The 18,343-nt window shown below is 61.2% G+C and carries 17 protein-coding genes and 1 riboswitch; of the genes, 12 read left to right on the top strand and 5 right to left on the bottom strand.

All coding sequences use genetic code 11. From position 1 onward, the window contains the following. The first annotated feature begins 50 nt into the window (after positions 1-50). Complete coding sequence (locus tag DENOEST_RS11990; RefSeq protein ID WP_145771289.1) at positions 51-233, top strand: CopG family transcriptional regulator; 183 nt, start codon at positions 51-53, stop codon at positions 231-233. 72 nt (positions 234-305) lie between these two features. Here the strand turns inward: DENOEST_RS11990 and DENOEST_RS11985 are convergent, their stop codons facing one another. Together DENOEST_RS11985 and DENOEST_RS11980 are read right to left on the bottom strand one after the other, a co-directional pair. Further along, entirely contained in the window at positions 306-1,577 is a 1,272-nt protein-coding gene (locus DENOEST_RS11985; RefSeq protein WP_145771288.1) for an O-acetylhomoserine aminocarboxypropyltransferase/cysteine synthase family protein, read from the bottom strand. Between the two features lie 66 nt (positions 1,578-1,643). Further along, on the bottom strand, positions 1,644-2,165 hold the full coding sequence (locus tag DENOEST_RS11980; protein ID WP_145771287.1) for an O-acetyl-ADP-ribose deacetylase: 522 nt from the start codon (positions 2,163-2,165) through the stop codon (positions 1,644-1,646). Positions 2,166-2,300: 135 nt separating this feature from the next. Here DENOEST_RS11980 and DENOEST_RS11975 point away from each other — a divergent pair, with 135 nt between their 5' ends. From DENOEST_RS11975 to DENOEST_RS11945, 7 genes are all read left to right on the top strand, one after another. After that, a complete protein-coding gene (locus tag DENOEST_RS11975; RefSeq protein WP_145771286.1) occupies positions 2,301-3,290 on the top strand; it encodes an oxidoreductase in 990 nt (329 codons plus the stop codon). A 192-nt stretch (positions 3,291-3,482) separates the two neighbouring features. Further along, positions 3,483-5,375: a propionate--CoA ligase gene (locus tag DENOEST_RS11970; protein WP_145771285.1), complete on the top strand. Its 1,893-nt coding sequence runs from the start codon at positions 3,483-3,485 to the stop codon at positions 5,373-5,375. 81 nt (positions 5,376-5,456) lie between these two features. Then, a complete protein-coding gene (gene rpsP, locus DENOEST_RS11965) occupies positions 5,457-5,711 on the top strand; it encodes a 30S ribosomal protein S16 (RefSeq protein ID WP_145771284.1) in 255 nt (84 codons plus the stop codon). A 5-nt stretch (positions 5,712-5,716) separates the two neighbouring features. Further along, on the top strand, positions 5,717-6,217 hold the full coding sequence (rimM, locus tag DENOEST_RS11960) for a ribosome maturation factor RimM (RefSeq protein WP_145771283.1): 501 nt from the start codon (positions 5,717-5,719) through the stop codon (positions 6,215-6,217). A 2-nt stretch (positions 6,218-6,219) separates the two neighbouring features. Further along, entirely contained in the window at positions 6,220-6,966 is a 747-nt protein-coding gene (gene trmD, locus DENOEST_RS11955) for a tRNA (guanosine(37)-N1)-methyltransferase TrmD (RefSeq protein ID WP_145771304.1), read from the top strand. A 70-nt stretch (positions 6,967-7,036) separates the two neighbouring features. After that, complete coding sequence (gene rplS / locus DENOEST_RS11950; RefSeq protein ID WP_145771282.1) at positions 7,037-7,402, top strand: 50S ribosomal protein L19; 366 nt, start codon at positions 7,037-7,039, stop codon at positions 7,400-7,402. 75 nt (positions 7,403-7,477) lie between these two features. Beyond that, positions 7,478-8,338, top strand: coding sequence for a M48 family metallopeptidase (locus tag DENOEST_RS11945; RefSeq protein WP_145771281.1), 861 nt, complete (start codon positions 7,478-7,480; stop codon positions 8,336-8,338). A gap of 32 nt (positions 8,339-8,370) precedes the next feature. Here the strand turns inward: DENOEST_RS11945 and DENOEST_RS11940 are convergent, their stop codons facing one another. Continuing rightward, on the bottom strand, positions 8,371-10,005 hold the full coding sequence (locus DENOEST_RS11940) for a methyl-accepting chemotaxis protein (protein ID WP_145771280.1): 1,635 nt from the start codon (positions 10,003-10,005) through the stop codon (positions 8,371-8,373). Positions 10,006-10,064: 59 nt separating this feature from the next. After that, positions 10,065-10,484, bottom strand: a complete 420-nt coding sequence (locus DENOEST_RS11935) for an energy transducer TonB (protein ID WP_170228232.1) — start codon at positions 10,482-10,484, stop codon at positions 10,065-10,067. Between the two features lie 778 nt (positions 10,485-11,262). Here DENOEST_RS11935 and DENOEST_RS11930 point away from each other — a divergent pair. Continuing rightward, positions 11,263-12,378: an HD-GYP domain-containing protein gene (locus DENOEST_RS11930; protein WP_170228231.1), complete on the top strand. Its 1,116-nt coding sequence runs from the start codon at positions 11,263-11,265 to the stop codon at positions 12,376-12,378. A 189-nt stretch (positions 12,379-12,567) separates the two neighbouring features. Beyond that, on the top strand, positions 12,568-13,965 hold the full coding sequence (dnaB, locus tag DENOEST_RS11925) for a replicative DNA helicase (protein WP_145771277.1): 1,398 nt from the start codon (positions 12,568-12,570) through the stop codon (positions 13,963-13,965). A 27-nt stretch (positions 13,966-13,992) separates the two neighbouring features. Here dnaB and DENOEST_RS11920 read toward each other — a convergent pair whose 3' ends face one another. Then, positions 13,993-15,429 carry a PhoH family protein gene (locus DENOEST_RS11920; protein ID WP_197970601.1) on the bottom strand — a complete coding sequence of 479 codons (1,437 nt, stop codon included), beginning with the start codon at positions 15,427-15,429 and terminating at the stop codon, positions 13,993-13,995. 155 nt (positions 15,430-15,584) lie between these two features. Further along, positions 15,585-15,778: riboswitch (cobalamin riboswitch) on the top strand. 111 nt (positions 15,779-15,889) lie between these two features. Here DENOEST_RS11920 and DENOEST_RS11915 point away from each other — a divergent pair. Both DENOEST_RS11915 and DENOEST_RS11910 read left to right on the top strand, forming a co-directional pair. Further along, on the top strand, positions 15,890-17,698 hold the full coding sequence (locus DENOEST_RS11915) for a TonB-dependent receptor domain-containing protein (RefSeq protein ID WP_170228230.1): 1,809 nt from the start codon (positions 15,890-15,892) through the stop codon (positions 17,696-17,698). Between the two features lie 45 nt (positions 17,699-17,743). Continuing rightward, positions 17,744-18,343 carry a hypothetical protein gene (locus DENOEST_RS11910; protein WP_232096500.1) on the top strand — a complete coding sequence of 200 codons (600 nt, stop codon included), beginning with the start codon at positions 17,744-17,746 and terminating at the stop codon, positions 18,341-18,343.

Below are 18,343 nucleotides of genomic sequence, written 5' to 3'. Positions count from 1 at the left end.
AGAGAAAAATGCAATTACAATCTTATTAACATATCAGCCCTGGCCCCATCATGGAAAGCAAGACTGCACGACTGACCATTCTGGTCGATCCCCGCAAGAAAAAACTGTTCGAGGAAATTTGCGCTGAACATGACATCACGCCGTCCCAAGTGGTGCGCAAGCTGATGCGCCAGTACATTTTCGAGAATGCCGGAGAACGCAAGCTGCCGGACTGGCTGAAGGCCCCCAAGTAGGCAGTTCCTGCACGACGCATAAAAAAGGCCGCCGGAGGGAACTCCGGCGGCCTTTGCTTTGGGGGCCTGTCGTCAGACTTCAGCCAGGGCCTGCTCCAGATCGGCCTTGAGGTCGTCGATGTGCTCGATGCCGATGGACAGACGCACCATGTCCTCGGAGACGCCGGCCTTTTCCATTTCCTCCGCCGAGAGTTGGCGGTGGGTGGTGGAAGCCGGATGGCAGGCCAGGGACTTGGCATCGCCGATATTCACCAGGCGGGTGATCACCTTCAGGGCATCCTGGAAGCGGGCGCCGCCGACGCTGCCGCCCTGGACGCCGAAGGTCAGGATGCCCGAGGCGCGACCCCCCAGGTATTTCTGCACCAGGCCGTGGTCCTTGTGGTCGGACAGACCAGCGTAATTGACCCAACTCACCTTGGCATGGCCCTGTAGATATTCGGCCACCGCCAGGGTGTTTTCGCAGATGCGATCCATGCGCAAGGCCAGGGTCTCGATGCCCTGGAGCAGCAGGAAGGCGTTGAAGGGGCTGATGGCGGCACCCATGTTGCGCAGGGGCACAACCCGTGCCCGGCCGATGAAGGCGGCGGGGCCCAGGGCTTCAGTATAGACCACGCCATGGTAGGAAACGTCGGGTTCGTTGAGGCGGCGGAAGCGCTCCTTGTGCTCGGCCCAGGGGAACTTGCCGCTATCGATGATGATGCCGCCGATGCTGTTGCCGTGGCCGCCCATGTACTTGGTCAGGGAGTGCACCACGATGTCGGCGCCCCATTCAATGGGGCGGCACAGATAGGGGGAGGGCACCGTGTTGTCCACGATCAGGGGGATGCCGTGCTTGTGGGCAATGGCGGCCAGGCGCTCGAAGTCGGTGATGTTGCCCAGGGGATTGCCGATGGACTCGCAGTAGATGGCCTTGGTCTTGCCGTCGATCAGGGCTTCGAAGGTCTCGGGCTGCCGATAGTCGGCGAAACGCACCTGGATGCCGAACTGGGGCAGGGTGTGGGCGAACAGGTTGTAGGTGCCGCCGTAGAGGGTGGCGGCGGAGATGATGTTGTCGCCGGCCTCGGCGATGGTCTGGATGGCATAGGTGATGGCGGCCTGACCGGAGGCCAGGGCCAGGCCGGCGATGCCGCCTTCCAGGGCGGCCACACGCTTTTCCAGCACGTCCTGGGTCGGGTTCATGATCCGGGTGTAGATGTTGCCGGCCACCTTGAGGTCGAACAGGTCGGCGCCATGCTGAGTGTTGTCGAAGGCGTAGGACGTGGTCTGGTAGATGGGGACCGCGACGGCCTTGGTGGTGGGATCGGGGCTATAGCCGGCATGGACGGCCAGGGTCTCGAACTTCATGGATTTCCTCCTCTGGATGGACGGGCAAGTATAGCTGCGCCGCAGGTTGTGGCTATGGCGTTGTTTTCACATGCTTGTGAGTGCGCGGTGATAAATCCCGGCCAGCTCCCCGGAATAGGCCACCAGCAGCACTTCCTCCAGGGCTGGATCGGCTGCCAGGGCCTGACGGCATTCCGCCACGGCGATGGCGGCGGCTTCCTTCCAGGGATAGCCATAGACACCGCAGGAAATGGCGGGAAAGGCCAGCCGGCACAGCCCGTGGGCACGGGCCAGAGCGAAACTGGATCGATAGCAGCTGGCCAGCAGTTCCGCCTCGCCCTGATCGCCGCCCCGCCAGACCGGCCCCACGGTATGGATGATGTAGCGGGCCGGCAGCCGGAAGCCTGGGGTCAGCCGGGCCTGGCCCGTGGGGCAACCGCCCAGGTCGCGGCAATGGTCCAGTAATTCGGGGCCGGCGGCGCAATGGATGGCGCCATCGACGCCCCCGCCGCCGAGCAGACTCTCGTTGGCGGCATTGACAATGGCATCGACGGCCAGGGTTGTGATGTCGCCGCGAAAAAGTCTGAGATGGGTTTCCTCGGAGGGCATGGTGCAGGGGAGCGGGAGAACAGGAGGATGAAATGGTAGCGCGATCGTGGGGTTATCCTTGCGTCCCGGACAGCGCCTCTGTAAGGATTCTCTAAGCTGCCCATGCTAATAATCCGCAGGAATAAAGGACATACCATGACTTTCCAGGCTTTTCTCAGTAGCCAGGACGACGGCAAGGTGCTGAGCCGTTTCGTTCAGATGGATGACGCACAACTGGACCCCGGCGAGGTGAGCATCCGTGTTGCCTATTCCGACGTGAACTACAAGGACGCCCTTTCGGCCACCGGGGCGGGGAAGATCATTCGCCGCTTTCCCTGCGTGGGCGGCATCGACCTCTCCGGCACGGTGACGGACAGCAGCGATGGGCGCTTCCGGGTGGGCGACGAGGTGTTGTGCACCAGCTACGATCTGGGCGTGGCCCATCACGGCGGTTATGCGGAGCGGGCCCGGGTGCCGGCGGACTGGGTGGTGAAATTGCCGGCGGGCCTGAGCCTGTTCGATGCCATGGCCTATGGCACGGCGGGCTTCACCGCTGCCCTGGCGGTGGTGCGCATGGAGGCCAACGGACTGACGCCGGCCAGTGGTCCGGTGCTGGTGACCGGCGCCACCGGCGGCGTGGGCAGCGTGGCCATCGCCATTCTGGCCAAGCTGGGATATCGGGTGGTGGCCCTGACCGGCAAGGCGGAGGAGACTGAATATCTCAAGGGCCTGGGTGCCGCCGAGGTGATGCTTCGCTCCAGCCTGGATCTGGGCCGCATCAAACCCCTGGACAAGGCCATCTGGGCCGGCGCCGTGGACAACCTGGGCGGACCGGTGCTGGCCTGGCTGGCCAGCACCATGCAGATCGGCGGCACCCTGGCCAGCGTCGGCCTGGCGGCCGATACCGCCCTCAATACCACGGTGATGCCTTTCATCCTGCGGGGCGTCAGCCTGCTCGGGGTGGATTCGGTGAATTGCCCCATGCCCCAGCGGGCCGAAGTCTGGCGCCGCCTGGCGTCCGACATGCATCCGGACCAGTTGTCGGCGATGACCCGTTGCATCGAGTTTTCACAGTTGCCCGATGTTTTCGAGGCGTTCCTCCAGGCCCGGGTCAAGGGCCGCACGGTGGTGCGCATCAATCCATAAGCCAGCCAAGCCAAGGCCAAAGAGGAGATGCTTCGATGAAGGGCTTTGCTTGTCGGCTCGAAAAGCAGCAGAAAGGCCCACCCCCTCCCAGCCTCCCCCTCTCAGGGGGAGGTGACGGAGTCGGCTCGCTAGGCTCGAACATTTGACCTGCCGTTCCAATTGGCGATTTCGCGATAACAAGGAGGAAAAGACATGCCCCGCTACCAGGACTTCTATCGTCAATCCATCGACCAGCCCGATGCCTTCTGGCGTGAGCAGGCACGGCTGGTGGATTGGGAACATCCCTTTGATCGGGTCTGCGATTTTTCCCGCCCGCCTTTCGCCAAGTGGTTCGTCGGTGGCCGCACCAACCTCTGCCATAACGCGGTGGATCGCCATGCCGCCACGCGGCCCGATGCGCCGGCCCTGGTCTACCTGTCCACGGAAACCGACCAGGAGAAGACCTACAGCTATGCCGAACTGAAGGTCGAAGTGATGCGCATGGCGGCCAGCATGAAGTCCCTGGGGGTTGGCAAGGGTGACCGGGTACTGATCTACATGCCCATGATCGCCGAGGCAGCCTTCGCCATGCTGGCCTGCGCCCGCATCGGCGCCATTCATTCGGTGGTGTTCGGTGGCTTTGCCGCCGGTTCCCTGGCCACCCGCATCGACGATGCCAAGCCCAAACTGATCGTCTCCGCCGAGGCGGGCATGCGTAACGGCAAGGAAGTGCCCTACAAGCATCTGCTGGATGACGCCATTGATCAGAGCCAGTTCCCGCCGGAAAAGGTACTGATGGTGGACCGGGGTCTGCACCCGAACTGGCAGCGGGTGGAGGGCCGGGACATGGATTACGCCAGTCTGCGGGCCAGGCACCTGGATGCCCAGGTGCCCTGTGAATGGCTGGAATCCTCGGAGCCGTCCTACATCCTCTACACCTCTGGCACCACCGGCAAGCCCAAGGGTGTGCAGCGGGACACCGGTGGCTACACGGTGGCCCTGGCGGCCTCCATGAAGCACATCTACTGCGGCAACGCAGGGGAGACCATGTTCACCACCTCGGACATCGGCTGGGTGGTGGGTCATTCCTACATCGTCTATGGCCCCCTGATCGCCGGCATGACCACCATCATGTACGAGGGCACGCCCTTGCGGCCCGATGCCGGCATCTGGTGGCAGATCGTGGAGCGCTTCAAGGTGAATGTGATGTTCTCCTCGCCCACGGCGGTACGGGTGCTGAAAAAGCAGGACCCAGCCTATCTGCACCAGTACGACCTGTCTTCCCTGAAACACCTGTTCCTGGCCGGGGAGCCCCTGGACCAACCGACCCATCAGTGGATCATGGGAGAACTGAACAAGCCGGTGATCGACAACTACTGGCAGACCGAGACCGGTTGGCCCATGCTGTCCACGGTGCGGGGCGTGGAGGACACGCCGATCCGCTTCGGCACGCCTGCCTTCCCGGTCTTCGGCTACAACCTGAAGATATTTCGGGAGGACGGTTCGGAATGCGATGCCAACGAAAAAGGCATTGTCGCCGTGGTGCCGCCCCTGCCGCCGGGCTGTCTATCCACGGTCTGGGGCGACGACGACCGCTTCGTCAAGACCTACTTCAGCCTGTTCAAGGAGCCCCAGGTCTATTCCTCCTTCGACTGGGGTATCCGGGACGAGCAGGGCTACCATTTCATCCTCGGCCGCACTGACGACGTGATCAACGTGGCGGGGCACCGTCTGGGCACCCGGGAGATCGAGGAGGCGGTGCAGGGCCATCCGGCCATCGCCGAAGTGGCTGTGGTGGGGGTGCAGGACGCGGTCAAGGGGCAGATGCCGGTGGCCTTCGCCGTGGTCAAGGACGCCTCCCGGGTGGCCAGTGCCGAGAATCGGACAGCCCTGGAAAAAGAGGTGATGAAGGCCGTGGACGAGAGCCTGGGCGCTATTGCCCGGCCCAGCCGGGTGTATTTCGTCAACCTGTTGCCCAAGACACGCTCCGGCAAGCTGCTGCGCCGCTCCCTTCAGGCCCTGGCCGAGGGGCGGGATCCCGGGGATCTCACCACCATCGAGGACCAGTCCGCCCTGGAGCAGATCCGCAGTGCCCTGGCCGGTTGAAAACTAAAGGGCCTAGGCGCTTGTTTTGAGTGGCCTATCGCCCTATAATCGCGGCCTTTTTCCGATTTCCAAGGGAACGACATGGTAGTTATTCGTCTCGCCCGTAGTGGCGCCAAGAAGCGCCCCTTCTACAACATGGTGGTGACCGACTCGCGCAATCGTCGCGATGGTCGCTTTGTCGAGCGTATCGGCTTTTACAATCCCGTGGCTGCTGAAAGCGAGCAGGGGCTGGTGGTGAACGTCGAGCGTCTGGCCTACTGGCAAGGTACCGGCGCCCAGTTGTCGCCCACCGCTGCCCGTCTGGTCAAGCAGTTCAACGCCAGGAAGGCTGCCTGAACCGCATGATCGTACTGGGGCGCATTGTCGCCCCGTTCGGTGTGCAAGGATGGGTCCATCTCCATCCCTTCGGCGACGATCCGGCCTCTTGGCGCAGGATGTCCCGCTGGTGGCTGGGGAGTGATCCTGAAGGTGATGATTGGCGTCCCCTCGATCTCCTGGGGCTCAAGCCTCATGGCGATGGTTGGGTGGCCGGCTTCTATGGCATTGCCGACCGGGTGGGTGCCGAAAGCCTGAAGGGCCTGTATCTGGGGGCTCCCCGCGAGGATCTGCCCAGGCCTGATGAGGGTGAATATTACTGGGCTGATCTGATCGGCCTGGCCGTGGTCAATGAGCAGGGGGAAACCCTGGGCAGGGTGGACTCCCTGATCGAGACCGGGGCCAACGATGTGCTGGTGGTGATGGACGGTGAGCAGAAACGCCTGCTGCCCTTCATTGATCAGGTGGTGAAAAGTGTGGATGCTGCCGCTGGTTGCATCCATGTGGATTGGGGGAGCGACTGGTGACGCTGCGTTTCGACGCCATCACCCTGTTTCCCGAGATGTTTTCGGCGGTGACTGCCTCGGGCATCACGCGGCGAGCACTGGAACGGGGGCTGTGGTCCCTGGCGTGCTGGAACCCGCGGGATGCGACGACGGACAATCACCGCACGGTGGATGACCGTCCCTACGGAGGCGGACCTGGCATGGTGATGTTGCCGGGGCCCCTGGAACGGACCATCGTGGCGGCGCGAGCCGCACGGCAGGAGCAAGGTTTGGGTGGCAGGGTGATTTACCTGTCGCCTCAGGGTGTGCCGCTCACCCACGGCAAGGTGTTGGAACTGGCGGCGGGGGAGGGTGCCATTCTCCTCTGCGGGCGTTATGAAGGGGTGGATGAGCGGTTGATCTCCCGCTGCGTGGACGAGGAAATTTCGCTGGGCGACTTTGTCCTTTCCGGCGGAGAATTGCCGGCCCTGGCCTTGATCGACGCTTGTGTGCGGCAGTTGCCGGGAGCGCTGAATGACGGTGCCTCGGCGGTGGAAGAGTCCTTTGCCGCGGGACTCCTCGATTGTCCGCATTACACGCGGCCCGAGGATTACGAAGGAATGCGGGTGCCGGAGGTGCTGCTCTCCGGCAACCACGAGCAGATCCGGCGCTGGCGCCTGAAACAGGCGTTGGGACGGACCTGGCGGCGACGCTCCGATCTTCTGGAGCGCCGTGGTTTGAGCAGCGAGGAAGCGCGCCTGCTGGAGGAATACCAGCGGGAGCGCCAATAGAAACGGCGTGCATCAGGGTTAGCCTGCTCTGTGCGAAAGGCCACTGGCCATGACTTTTTTGGAGTGCAACATGAATCTGATCCAGCAATTGGAACAAGAAGAAATCGCCCGCCTGGGCAAGAACCTCCCCGAGTTTGCCCCCGGCGACACCGTGATCGTTCAGGTCAAGGTGAAGGAAGGTACCCGTGAGCGTCTTCAGGCCTACGAAGGCGTGGTGATCGCCAAGCGCAACCGCGGCCTCAACTCCAACTTCATCGTGCGCAAGATTTCCGCCGGTGAGGGTGTGGAGCGTACCTTCCAGACCTACTCGCCCCTGATCGCCAGCGTCGAGGTCAAGCGTCGCGGCGATGTGCGTCGCGCTAAGCTCTACTATCTGCGCAGCCGTTCCGGCAAGTCGGCCCGCATCAAGGAAAAGCTCACCATCAAGGCCCGCTGATTCGGGTCCGGCCACTTCTGTCGGTCAGCAAAAACGGGGCGTATCATCGCCCCGTTTTGTTTTTGAGAGTCCGTCATGCGTCTGTTCACCGCCCTGGCTCTGTTTGCCTTGCTGGCAGGCTGTGCCGCCAACCCCATCTCCGGCCGCAACCAACTGTTGTTGGTATCGGAGGAGTCCGCCATTGCCGACTCCATTCAGGCCTACCAGGGCATGGTGGGCAAGCTGGAGAAGGACGGCAAGATCAGCCATGATGCCCAGTTGAATGCGCGAATTCAGCGCATTACCGACCGGCTGATCGATCAGGCCGTGCTCTATCGTCCGGAAACCCGTGACTGGGCATGGAGTGTCAAGGTGATCGACGACCCCAAGACCGTCAATGCCTGGTGCATGCCTGGGGGCAAGATGGCGATCTATACGGGGCTGATCGAGAAGATCAAACCCAGCGATGACGAATTGGCCCAGGTCATGGGCCACGAGATTTCCCATGCCTTGCTGAAACATGGTGCGGAAAAAATGTCCATGCAGATGGCGGCTGGTGTGGCTGCCATCGCCATCGGTGTTGCCGGAGGAAGCAGCAAGGACAGCGGCCGGCGCCAGACTGGAGCGGAACTGGCGCTATTGGGCCTGGTCCTGTTGCCCAACAGCCGTGGGGCGGAATCCGAGGCCGACCGTATCGGCCTGGAACTGGCTGCCCGGGCCGGTTTCCATCCCCATGCTGCCGTGACCCTTTGGGAAAAGATGGCGCAGGCCAATGGTGACAAGACCCGTTTCGACTGGCTGAGTACCCACCCGTCCTCGCCCAAGAGACTGGAAGAACTGGCGACGCATGAGTTCGATGCACGGGCGTTCTATGATGTGGCGCCCAAGCACCAGGAACCCAGCCGGGCCTGGACCAGTACTTCTCCGAACGAGCGGCTCGTTAGTCCGGCTCGTTGATCAGCAGATCGCGGCCCCTTCCGGAGTCGCGATCAGGCATCGGATAGTTGGAACCGGGAAACAGAATCCGACAGTTCTCCCGAGAGTTTCCGCAAGTGGACCGATGCACTGCTAGTGCGCTCCACCACAGCATGGTTTCGCTCGGCCATCTGGGCCATATGTTCCACGTTGCCGGTGATTTTCACGCTGGCGGTGCTCTGTTCGTTGACCGATGTGGCGATATTGTCAATGCCCTCCGCCGAACGGAGCGCTGCCTGGGCCGCCTTCGAGAGCGAGTCGATGACCATATGGACATGCTCCTTGCTGCTGTCCAGGGCCTGCATGCCTTCGGTAATGGCTCCTGCCATGTGGTCGGCTCGTTGGTTGAGCACCCGGTTCACCGCGTCGATTTCGTTGACCGACTGACCGGATTTTTCGGCCAGTTTGCGCACTTCGTCGGCAACCACAGCAAAGCCACGACCCTGTTCGCCGGCCCGGGCCGCTTCGATGGCGGCATTGAGGGCCAGCAGATTGGTTTGGTCCGCGATCTCTCTCACCTGGCGAGTCATCTCGGTGATGGCCTTGCTGCTGTCGGCGAATTCACGGAAGGTGGAGCCAATGGTCTCCACCGTATGGCCCAACATTTCGATTTCACTGGAAAGCTTGTTCAGATTGTCGACGCTTTCCCGGGTCAGGGTCTGGCTTGATTTTGCCAACTCCCGGATTTCGGTTGCACTGTCCGCCACCGACTCGATACTGGCGGTGATTTGCTGAACCGATGCGGCGGTGGAGGCTGCGGCGACAGACTGTTGGGATGACGATTCGGTCACCTCGTTGGCGGCGTCCACCAGTTGCGCCGATGAGCTGGACAATTCATCGGCCACGCCCCGCACGGAAGAAACGGTGCTGGCCAGGCTTTCCTTCATGCGTTGGAGGGTGCGCAGCAACTGCCCGGTCTCATCGGTGGTGCTCACTCTCACATGGGAACCCAGATCACCGGCCGCGACGTTTGCCGCGACCTGGGCCGCATAGGCCAGAGGTTTGGTGATGCTGCGAGTGATCCAGAGGGCCAAACCTACCGCGATGCCGGTGGCGAGCAGGGTGAACACCAGGAAGATGGTCATGGTGCGCTTGAAGGTGGCCTTTGCGTTGGCGGCCAGCGCGTTGTTCTGCTTCTCTTGAAAATCAATCATTGCCTGGATGGCGTCATACCAGTCGTTTTGCAGTGGCTGGACGGTTTCCTTGAGCTCCTTCGCAGCTTCGGCAACCCCTGTTGACCCGGACAATGCAACCGCTTCGTCGGTGGCCTTGCGTGAGGGCTCACGGTGGGTATCGATCTCGGCATGGATTTTCCGCTCGTCGGTGGAGCGCAACAGTTTTTCCATCTGCTGGTAGCTTTCCATGTAGTCGGCGCGGGCCTTTTCAATCCGATTCTGTTGTGCTTTGACGAAATTTTCGTTGTTCTGGTAGAGCAAAATATTGCGTACCGAACGCATGATCACGTTCAGTTGTTCACGCAGATCCTGGGATAGGGCCAGCTTTTTGTTGTTTTCATTGACCGAGACTTCAAATTGACTGGCCAGATTATTGACGGCGCTATAACCAATACCGGCCAAGGCAATCAGGAATGCGACAACTATCAGGAATGCAACATTCAGCCGGGGGCCGATATTCAATTTGCTCAACATGTCATGTCCTCTTTCCTTTGCAAGGAAAATCCGAAGGGCCGTTCGATGGAATCACCGTGTTAGCGTGTTTTGAACGTGAGTTGGACATCAAGGGTGTCGGCGGTGCCGGTGGCCTCGTATTTCCAGCGAGTTACCGCGCGGGTCACGGCTTTGTTGAAGACGCGAGGAGGGTCGGCCTCAGTAATCTCCACCCCGGTGACGGATCCATCAGGGGCCACCGATAGCCTGGCCTTTACCGTACCGCTGTTGATGCCCTCATCCAGTGCTTCGGAAGGAAAGACCGGGGCTTCCTTGGTGATGGCCTTACGGGCGGATTGAGCCATGCTCTGGGGAATGCCGAGCGTACTTAGCCCAAGTACCAGTGCGGCGGCAATGATTCTGTGCAATACCGGTTTATTTTGGGAAGCTGCTGGCCTTGAGTCCTGTTTGAGGCGGTTGCTGTCTAGGCTGTGGGGCTGTACACGGTTACGCAAAAACATGTCTGATGTCTCCTGGAAAAAATAGTGGCGAGGCATTGAAGCTACCTGGCGCATGCTCTGGGCGACCTGTTGGGATACGGAATATGCAATCCAGATCCATGGGTGGCGCTCCCGAGCTCAACGTCATTGATGGTGCGGAATCCATTCCTGCCGTTCTATAGGCTAGGTACTCAGGCCCGCGGACTTGGGCCTGATCTGGTGCAACCATTGTGTAGTCCTCCTCTGCTGCCTGAATGCCTGCGAAAACGAGCAAGCGCTGCATGCTGTTGCACTAAGTTGTTTTCGTAATTATGTGCACAGCCGTGTTTCATTCTATTGTAAAAAATACTGCACGGTCCATCATCGATCTCTTGAAATGCATAAGTTATGAGTTTTATCCATCTCAATATAATGGTCTTTTGGGTGAGGCCATAACTGGGATGGATGGCGGCCCGTGTTACTGATCCTTCATGGGGATGCCTGTCCTGCGCGCTGTTTTGCTGCGGTGGGCCTCATCCTGGCTTTGTCATCTCATGGCAGGTGGTAGGGCGATTGGATACAATGCCTGAACATTACGCCTTGTCGATTTCCGTTCTGCGTATCTGTTCGGGCGGCCCTATCCGGATCATTTTTGACGACCACCATGATTTTCAATACACCCAACCCGCACTGTGTTGAACGGATCGTCAGGCTTTCCGAAAGCAAGGTAGTTTCTGCTTCCGATGATATCTATGATGATCGGGGTTTCAAGCTTTGGGCCAGGGGTAATCCGGTGTCACGGGACCTCCAGGAAAAACTGGTGCGACGCAAACTTGCCAAGCCTCTGGAATCCTCCCTGATTGTTGATGGAGCGGTTACTTTTGCCGATGTGGTGGCCGATTGCCTGCAGTTAATAAAGGAACAGTCGTTGCTGGCGCCTTTCGCCGACAACGCAGGGGCTAGAGCGGTACTGAGCAGTGCCAGCAGTCTGCCTATTTCTTCTTCCCTGCGCCTGTTGTTGACATCCACCAGGGAGGATCATGCGCAGTCCTATCTTCATGTCCTTCATGTGGTCTGTATTTGCGCCGGTTTGGCGGCCAAGCTACCGATCAGTACAGGTGACACCCAGGTATTGATGACCGCAGCGCTGTTGCACGACATTGGTGAGTTGTATATCAATCCGGAATATCTGTGTTCGAGCCGGCGGCTCGAACCCCACGAATGGAAGCATGTGGTGAGTCATCCCCGTATTGGCCAATTGCTGATCCAGGAACTGACTACCCTGCCCCCTGCTGTTGGCCAGTGTGTCGCCCAGCATCATGAACGGCTCGATGGCAGCGGTTATCCGGCTCAGGTCACGGCCGACAGGCTCCACCGATTCTCGGCCTGGATTGCCGCCGCTGATGCGACGACGGCCATCTTGATCCGGGGCGGGGCCGGCGTCGCGGCGCGGGTCGCCATGGCCCTGCGGATAGTTCCCGAGGAATATGACCGGGGCGTGGTAAGCGTCATTCACCAGGCCCTGCATCAGTCCGATAACGATACCAGTGATGTGGGAGACTGCGATTGCGCCAAGCGGGCAACGGGAATCCTGGATCGTCTCGATCAGTCCTTGCGGGAGGCCCGGGCGATCGTGGCCAACAACGAACATGCCTTTGCCGTGAAGATCGTCGATGCAATGGAGACGGTATTGAACAACCTGGCCAAGTCCCTGCGCTCAACCGGCGTACTTGATGCCGCAAGTCTGGGAGATGCCATGAGCGATCCGGAACTCCTGTCAGAGATGTGTCTGGTGGTGCGCGAAGTGGAGTGGCGTTTGCGCAATCTGGCGCGGAATCTCTTCCTGCGGGCCGAGTCCCATGAGGACCCGGCTACCATCATGCCCCTGGTGAGCGGGCTTATTGCCATCATGGACGATGGTAGCGGCGTGACATAGCGGTTTGTCGGGGCGGTAGCCGCACGATCCCGTTCTCGTCGCGACTGGGCACCGGGAATATCTGTCCCCATTTCTTCCCCAGGATTTCCACAGTCCATCCACAGAACTCCCTGAGTCTTGCACAGGCTTTTCAACAGCCGTTGGCAGCGGGACGGGTTAGACTCGTTTCCTTGTCTTGAAGGAATTTCCATGGCCCAGGTCCGTCCCTTTAATCCGCCCCAGCAGCTCGATTCCCAACTGGCCGCCCTCAAGCTGCCGCCCCATTCCATCGAGGCGGAACAAGCCCTGATTGGTGGCCTGCTACTGGACAACGCTGCCTGGGACCGCATCGGTGATGTGGTTTCGGAGGCGGACTTCTATCGGGATGACCATCGCCGCATCTTCCGTCACATCCGCAAGCTGGTGGAGACGGGCCGGCCAGCGGATGTGGTGACGGTGTTCGAGTCCATCGAGAAGTCCAACGAGGTGGATCAGACTGGGGGGCTGGCCTACCTGGCCGAGATCGCCAACAACACTCCGTCGGCGGCCAATATCCGGCGCTATGGGGAAATCGTTCATGAACGGGCGGTGCTGCGCAAACTGGTGTCCGTGGGCGACGAGATCGCTGCCAGCGCGCTCAATCCCGCTGGCCGGGACGTCAAGCAACTCCTCGATCTGGCCGAGCAGAAGGTATTCGAGATTGCCGAGGCAGGCGCCAGGTCAGTACAGGGTTTTGTCGCCATTCCCCAGGTACTGGGCCAGGTGGTGGACAAGATACAGCAGCTCTACGACCGGGACGATCCCTCCGAGGTGACCGGTGTGCCTACGGGTTTCACTGACCTGGACAAGATGACTTCCGGACTTCAGCCCGGGGACATGATCGTGGTGGCAGGCCGGCCTTCCATGGGCAAAACCGCCTTCGCCCTCAATATTGCCGAACATGTCGGCGTGGAAATGCGCCTGCCGGTGGCGATTTTTTCCCTGGAAATGTCCGGGCCCCAGTTGGCCATGCGTTTTCTGTCCTCCCTCGGTCGCCTGGATCAGCACAAGTTGCGCACGGGTCGCCTGGGTGACGAGGAGTGGGACAAGATGACCGTGGCCCTGGGCAAGCTGCATGATGCGCCCATCCACATCGACGAGACCGGCGCCATCAGCCCCTCCGACCTGCGTGCCCGTGCCCGTCGACTGCATCGCCAGTGCGGCAAGCTGGGCCTGATCGTGATCGACTACATTCAGTTGATGAGTTCGTCCAAGGATGGTGAGAACCGGGCTACGGAGGTGTCGGAAATCTCCCGCTCCATCAAGGCCCTGGCCAAGGAACTGGAAGTGCCGGTGATCGCCCTGTCCCAGTTGTCGCGGAAAGTGGAGGAGCGCAACGACAAGCGTCCCCTGATGAGCGATCTGCGGGAATCCGGCGCCATTGAGCAGGATGCCGACATGATTCTGATGATGTATCGGGAGGAGTACTACAAGCCCGATACCCAGGACAAGGGCATCGCCGAAGTGATCATCGGCAAGCACCGGAACGGTCCCACCGGGACCGTCAAGCTCACTTTCTTGGGCGAGTACACCAAGTTCCAGAACTCGGCCATCGCGGGTAGCTACTGACCACTGGCTACCCGCCGGAAGCAAACGCTACAACACCTCGCCAGCGTGGTCCGCCAGCCGTGAACGCTCGCCCCGTTGCAGGGTGATGTGGCCCGAATGGGGCCAGCCCTTGAAGCGATCCACCACGTAGGTCAGGCCGGAACTGCCCTCCGTCAGGTAGGGCGTGTCGATCTGGGCGATGTTGCCCAGGCAGACCACCTTGGTGCCGGGTCCGGCCCGGGTGATCAGGGTTTTCATCTGCTTGGGGGTCAGGTTCTGGGCCTCGTCGATGATCAGAAATTTGTTGATGAAGGTGCGTCCCCGCATGAAGTTAAGGGACTTGATCTTGATTCGGCTGCGGATCAGGTCCATGGTGGCGGCCCGGCCCCAGTCGCCGCCGTAGTTCCCTCCCTGGGCGGGTTGTCCGGGTTCTTCGTGGGGACGGTTCAGTACGTCCAGATTGTCTTCGATGGCTCCCATCCAGGGGGTCATCTTTTCTTCCTCGGAGCCGGGCAGGAAACCGATATCCTCGCCCACCGGCACCGTGACCCGGGTGATGATGATCTCGGAAAAGCGCTTCATCTCCAGGGTCTGGGTCAGGGCCGCCGCCAGGGTCAGCAGGGTTTTGCCGGTGCCGGCCTGGCCGAGCAGGGTGACGAAGTCGATCTCCGGATCCATCAGCAGGTTGAGGGCGAAGTTCTGTTCCCGGTTGCGGGCCATGATGCCCCAGACCGCGTTCTTCTGGTGGCTGTAATCCACCAGGGTGGACAACTGGGCGCTTTTGCCACCCCCATCCTTGACGATGGCGGTGAAGGGTTTTTCCGTTGCGTCGTCCAGGTAGATGAATTCGTTGACCAGGAATTCGGGACAGAGGGGGCCCTGAATCTGATACAGAGTCTTGCCTTCCTGCTTCCAGGACTTCATGCCCTGGCCATGGTTGTCCCAGAAGTCGGCGGGCAGTTCCCGGGTGCCGGTGTAGAGCAGGTCCGTGTCTTCCAGCACCTTGTCGTTGAAGTAATCCTGGGCATGGAGGCCCATGGCGCGGGCCTTGATGCGCATGTTGATGTCCTTGGACACCAGGATCACCGGCCGCTTGGGGAACTTGTCCTGCAAATACATGACGACGGCCAGGATCTGATTGTCGCCCTTGGCCGTGGGCAGCGAGGTGGGCAGCGCCGTGGTGATGGCCTCGGCCTGGAGGAACAGTCTTCCCGTGGCAAGTCCCCTGGAGGCTTCCGTCAGATCGATGCCCTTGTCGATGCTGGCCTCGGCGTCGCTGATGATCTCGTCCATGGTACGGCTGGCCTGGCGGGCGTTTCGAGCGACTTCAGACATGCCCTTCTTGTTGTTGTCCAGTTCCTCGAGGGTCATGATGGGCACGTAGATGTCGTGCTCCTCGAAGCGGTACAGGCTGTTGGGGTCATGCATCAGCACATTCGTGTCGAGGACGAAGAGCTTGGTGGTCTTGCTGCGCTTGGCGTTCATGTCGATTCCTATGTGGGCACGCATACGGATCATATCGCGGCGGCGTGGCGCGGTCGGATCGACCCGTGCCACGGGTCGATGAAGCTATGGTGCCCTGAAGTGAATAACGGAACGCATGGGGATAAGAGGGGAAATGGGGGCGTTTTCGTTGATACAATTGCCGCCATGTTCGCGGTGCCTGGAGGCTTTTTGAGCTGATGGGTGAAACGGGAAACAGGTGCAAGACCTGTGCTGCCCCCGCAACGGTAAGGAAGTGTGGAACCGTCACGCGCGCCACTGGGCTTCGGCCTGGGAAGGCGACGGTTCAAGACTTCCGAGCCCGGAGACCGGCCACGGACATGACCATGGAAACGCCACGGGGATGTGGCGGCCGGCGGATGCCTGTTCTCACTCCCTGTGCGCTTCCCTTTTTCATCGTTACCGGCTTGCGGGGACGCAGGCCGGAGAACAGGGAGTCATCATGCACCGCAGTTTCCTGCGCGGCGTCTTTGCGACCGCCGTGCTGTCCGTCTTTCATGCTCAGGCCGCAAATCTGTCTTCGGTCATTGTGACCGCCACCCGTCAGCAACAGCACGTCACCGATACCCTGGGCGATGTCAGTGTGCTGACCCGTCAGGAGATCGACCAGGCTGGACAGTCCACCCTGGCCGACCTGCTGGCCCGTCAGCCCGGCATACAGATGTCCGCCAACGGCGGACCCGGCGCCTCGGCGGCTATTTTCATCCGTGGCGCCGAGGCCCGCCACACCCTGGTTCTGGTGGATGGGCTGCGCATCAACTCGGCTACCACCGGGCAGTCGTCCATCGAGAATATTTCCCTGGCCGACGTTGATCGGGTGGAAATCCTGCGGGGCCCGGCATCCGCACTCTATGGCGCGGATGCCCTGGGCGGCGTGATCCAGATATTTACCCGGCACGGCCAAGGCGAACCCCGGGCCGATGCCTTCATCGGTCTGGGTCGTTACCAGACCCATCAGGTGGATGTCGGTCTGCGGGGTGGCAGCGGCGATCTTTCCTATAGTCTGCGGGCCGGCACCCATGATACGGAAGGCTTTTCCGCCACTGCCAGCGCCGGCAGGCAGCCGTATGCTTACAACCCGGATCGGGATGGCTTCAGTCAACGCCACCTGAGCGCCAATCTGGCATACCGGCTGGATGGCCGGGACGAGATCGGCCTGTCGCTGTTGCATGCCGATGGCGTCAATCAGTACGACAATGGCCCCGGTGCTTTCAATGATCGGATCGACAAGGCCAACAGCAGTTCCCAACTCTATCTGCGCCAGCGGCTCGGCGTCGACTGGAACAGCCAGCTACGCCTGGGGAGCAGCGTAGACGATAACCGTACCATCGGCGCCGCCGGCAGTTCCCGTTTCCGCACCGGGCAGCAGCAGTTCCACTGGCAGAACGATGTGATCTTGCCCGTTGGTATCGCCCTGCTGGCCTACGAGCGTAACGAGCAGCAGGTGACCAGTTCCACCGACTATCAGGTGAGCCGCCGCGCTATCGACTCCTATCTGCTGGGCTGGAGCGCAACGCTTGGTGCGCATGGCTTCCAGGCCAATGGGCGCCATGACCGGAATTCCCAGTTCGGCCATCGCACCACCGGCCAGCTTGGCTATGGCTACCAGTTGGGTCGGGAATGGAAGGCTCGGGCGGCCCTGGGCACGGCCTTCAACGCACCCACTTTCAACCAGCTTTATTGGCCACGGGATCGTTTCGGCGGCGGCAATCCACTGTTGCTGCCGGAGCGGGCGCGCAACGTCGAAGTGGGTCTGGACTGGGAGACGGGGGATCAGAAGCTGGGCCTGACCCTGTTTCGTAACCGGGTGCAAAACCTGATTTCAGGCTGGCCGCCGGCCAACGTGAATCGGGCCCGGCTGGAGGGCGCCACCCTGGCATATTTCGGTCTCCTGGGGGACTGGCATCTGACGGCCAGCCTGGATCTGCTGGAAGCCCGGGACGAGGCCGCGCGCAAGCGGCTGCCGCGCCGTGCCGACCAGCAACTGCAATTCCGGCTCGGCCGGAACTGGGGACTCTGGCATCTGGGCGGCGAAGTGAGCGATGTGGGGCGGCGTTATGACGATACCGCCAACCGCAAGCCCCTGGAAGGCTACAGCGTGGTCAATGTCTTTGCACACTATCGGCTAAGCCCGGAATTGAATCTGGAATGCCGGGCCAACAACATCGGTAACCGCAAGTATGAGACTGCCTATGGCTATGCCAGTCCGGGGGCCAACCTGTTCCTGGGCCTGCGCTACGTGATGCGCTGAGGGCCTCGATCCCTGTCCGACCATTCCCGATTTTTATCAAGGAGCATGATGATGAATACCCTGATCCGCAAGCTTTCCGATACCCGTTCCCTGGTCATTGCTGTCCTGCTGGCCGCCCTGATGATCGCCACCCGGGGGCATCATTTGCCAGCCCTGCGCGATGTCGTGCCTGGTGCTTCCTGGGCCGTGTTCTTCCTAGCTGGCGTCTATTTGCGGTCGCCCCTGGCCTTCGCAGGATTCCTGGGTCTGGCGGCGGGCCTGGACTACGCGGCCATCAGTTGGGGCGGCGTCAGTGCCTTCTGCGTCTCGCCGGCCTATGCCGCGCTGCTGCCCGCCTATAGTGCCCTCTGGCTGGCGGGACGGGCCTATCGCCTGGGTTGGGGCGTGGATGCCATCGCACCGCTGCCCCTGGCCCTTTGCGCCCTGGGAGGCACTCTGGTCTGCGACTTGATTTCCAGTGGCAGTTTCTATCTGTACTCAGGCCGTTTCACCGATCTGTCCTGGAGCGAGTATCTGAGCCGTAGCGCCCGGTATCTGCCCCGCTGCCTGGTGGCCATGGCCTTCTGGGTCGCCCTGGCGGCGCTGGTGCATCGCTGGGTGGCGGTCTCGAATCCCAGGCCTTCCTTCCGCTTCATTCGTCGCTGA

It is taken from the genome of Denitratisoma oestradiolicum (assembly GCF_902813185.1).
In the GTDB taxonomy this organism is placed as follows: Bacteria; Pseudomonadota; Gammaproteobacteria; order Burkholderiales; family Rhodocyclaceae; genus Denitratisoma; species Denitratisoma oestradiolicum.
The sequence above is the reverse complement of the archived record's forward strand: the minus strand, read 5'-3'. Positions and strand labels throughout refer to the sequence as shown.

Bases quoted from the DNA above. Each gene is read 5' to 3' on its own strand.
- rpsP (WP_145771284.1), top strand. From the start codon at position 5,457: ATGGTAGTTATTCGTCTCGCCCGTAGTGGCGCCAAGAAGCGCCCCTTC.
- DENOEST_RS11985 (WP_145771288.1), bottom strand. From the start codon at position 1,577: ATGAAGTTCGAGACCCTGGCCGTCCATGCCGGCTATAGCCCCGATCCC.
- DENOEST_RS11910 (WP_232096500.1), top strand. From the start codon at position 17,744: ATGATGATGAATACCCTGATCCGCAAGCTTTCCGATACCCGTTCCCTG.
- DENOEST_RS11970 (WP_145771285.1), top strand. From the start codon at position 3,483: ATGCCCCGCTACCAGGACTTCTATCGTCAATCCATCGACCAGCCCGAT.
- DENOEST_RS11990 (WP_145771289.1), top strand. From the start codon at position 51: ATGGAAAGCAAGACTGCACGACTGACCATTCTGGTCGATCCCCGCAAG.
- DENOEST_RS11920 (WP_197970601.1), bottom strand. From the start codon at position 15,429: ATGAACGCCAAGCGCAGCAAGACCACCAAGCTCTTCGTCCTCGACACG.
- DENOEST_RS11915 (WP_170228230.1), top strand. From the start codon at position 15,890: ATGCACCGCAGTTTCCTGCGCGGCGTCTTTGCGACCGCCGTGCTGTCC.
- DENOEST_RS11975 (WP_145771286.1), top strand. From the start codon at position 2,301: ATGACTTTCCAGGCTTTTCTCAGTAGCCAGGACGACGGCAAGGTGCTG.
- DENOEST_RS11980 (WP_145771287.1), bottom strand. From the start codon at position 2,165: ATGCCCTCCGAGGAAACCCATCTCAGACTTTTTCGCGGCGACATCACA.
- DENOEST_RS11945 (WP_145771281.1), top strand. From the start codon at position 7,478: ATGCGTCTGTTCACCGCCCTGGCTCTGTTTGCCTTGCTGGCAGGCTGT.
- rplS (WP_145771282.1), top strand. From the start codon at position 7,037: ATGAATCTGATCCAGCAATTGGAACAAGAAGAAATCGCCCGCCTGGGC.
- dnaB (WP_145771277.1), top strand. From the start codon at position 12,568: ATGGCCCAGGTCCGTCCCTTTAATCCGCCCCAGCAGCTCGATTCCCAA.
- rimM (WP_145771283.1), top strand. From the start codon at position 5,717: ATGATCGTACTGGGGCGCATTGTCGCCCCGTTCGGTGTGCAAGGATGG.
- DENOEST_RS11940 (WP_145771280.1), bottom strand. From the start codon at position 10,005: ATGTTGAGCAAATTGAATATCGGCCCCCGGCTGAATGTTGCATTCCTG.
- DENOEST_RS11935 (WP_170228232.1), bottom strand. From the start codon at position 10,484: ATGTTTTTGCGTAACCGTGTACAGCCCCACAGCCTAGACAGCAACCGC.